The organism is Isoptericola sp. NPDC019482, from assembly GCF_040632295.1.
Taxonomy (GTDB): Bacteria; Actinomycetota; Actinomycetes; order Actinomycetales; family Cellulomonadaceae; genus Isoptericola.
Genome location: NZ_JBEYBQ010000073.1, coordinates 1 through 1,843, shown reverse-complemented (window position 1 = coordinate 1,843; position 1,843 = coordinate 1). Strand labels below are relative to the sequence as shown.

Sequence of the window (1,843 nt, the reverse complement as noted above, 5' to 3'; positions counted from 1 at the left end):
ACCCCGAAGAGCCGCCCCGAAGAGCCGGCCCCGAAGAGCCACGGTGTGTACTAGCCGGCCAGCGAGACGCCGAACCGGTCCTTCTAGTCAATGTTCCACCCATGAGCAACCACCAGACACTCAAACGGCGCCTCAGATGGTCTGCCTGACCCCCACCCCACCACCAACCCCACCAGAAGACCTGGCAGCGAAGGCCGCGAAGCTTACGCGGGGGTATCAGATGCTCCTTAGAAAGGAGGTGATCCAGCCGCACCTTCCGGTACGGCTACCTTGTTACGACTTAGTCCCAATCGCCAGTCCCACCTTCGACCACTCCCCCCGGAAAACCGGTTGGGCCATGAGCTTCGGGTGTTACCAACTTTCGTGACTTGACGGGCGGTGTGTACAAGGCCCGGGAACGTATTCACCGCAGCGTTGCTGATCTGCGATTACTAGCGACTCCGACTTCATGGGGTCGAGTTGCAGACCCCAATCCGAACTGAGACCGGCTTTTTGGGATTCGCTCCACCTTACGGTATCGCAGCCCTCTGTACCGGCCATTGTAGCATGCGTGAAGCCCAAGACATAAGGGGCATGATGATTTGACGTCATCCCCACCTTCCTCCGAGTTGACCCCGGCAGTCTCCCATGAGTCCCCGGCATAACCCGCTGGCAACATAGGACGAGGGTTGCGCTCGTTGCGGGACTTAACCCAACATCTCACGACACGAGCTGACGACAACCATGCACCACCTGTGCACCGACCTTACGGGGCACCCATCTCTGAGTGTTTCCGGTGCATGTCAAGCCTTGGTAAGGTTCTTCGCGTTGCATCGAATTAATCCGCATGCTCCGCCGCTTGTGCGGGCCCCCGTCAATTCCTTTGAGTTTTAGCCTTGCGGCCGTACTCCCCAGGCGGGGCACTTAATGCGTTAGCTGCGGCACGGAACTCGTGGAATGAGCCCCACACCTAGTGCCCAACGTTTACGGCATGGACTACCAGGGTATCTAATCCTGTTCGCTCCCCATGCTTTCGCTCCTCAGCGTCAGTTGCGGCCCAGAGACCTGCCTTCGCCATCGGTGTTCCTCCTGATATCTGCGCATTCCACCGCTACACCAGGAATTCCAGTCTCCCCTACCGCACTCTAGTCTGCCCGTACCCGATGCAAGCCCGAGGTTGAGCCTCGGGATTTCACACCAGACGCGACAGACCGCCTACGAGCTCTTTACGCCCAATAATTCCGGACAACGCTTGCGCCCTACGTATTACCGCGGCTGCTGGCACGTAGTTAGCCGGCGCTTCTTCTGCAGGTACCGTCACTTGCGCTTCTTCCCTGCTGAAAGAGGTTTACAACCCGAAGGCCGTCATCCCTCACGCGGCGTCGCTGCATCAGGCTTTCGCCCATTGTGCAATATTCCCCACTGCTGCCTCCCGTAGGAGTCTGGGCCGTGTCTCAGTCCCAGTGTGGCCGGTCGCCCTCTCAGGCCGGCTACCCGTCGACGCCTTGGTAGGCCATCACCCCACCAACAAGCTGATAGGCCGCGAGCCCATCCCCCACCGAAAAACTTTCCAACCCACACCATGCGATGCAGGCTCATATCCGGTATTAGACCCCGTTTCCAAGGCTTATCCCGAAGTGGAGGGCAGGTTGCTCACGTGTTACTCACCCGTTCGCCACTGATCCATCCCAGCAAGCTGGGACTTCACCGTTCGACTTGCATGTGTTAAGCACGCCGCCAGCGTTCGTCCTGAGCCAGGATCAAACTCTCCGTAAAAGAAGAGAAACACCACGAACCCCCAAAAGAGCCCGCAGCATTCAACGATACTGGCCAGACCAAGCTGAACTGCTCAGTCCGATCCAAA

The 1,843-nt window shown here is 58.7% G+C and carries 1 rRNA gene; it reads right to left on the bottom strand.

Annotated features, from left to right (window positions below):
- Positions 1–231: 231 nt before the first annotated feature.
- A 16S ribosomal RNA gene (locus ABZ493_RS21675) occupies positions 232–1,755 on the bottom strand.
- Between the last annotated feature and the right edge of the window lie 88 nt (positions 1,756–1,843).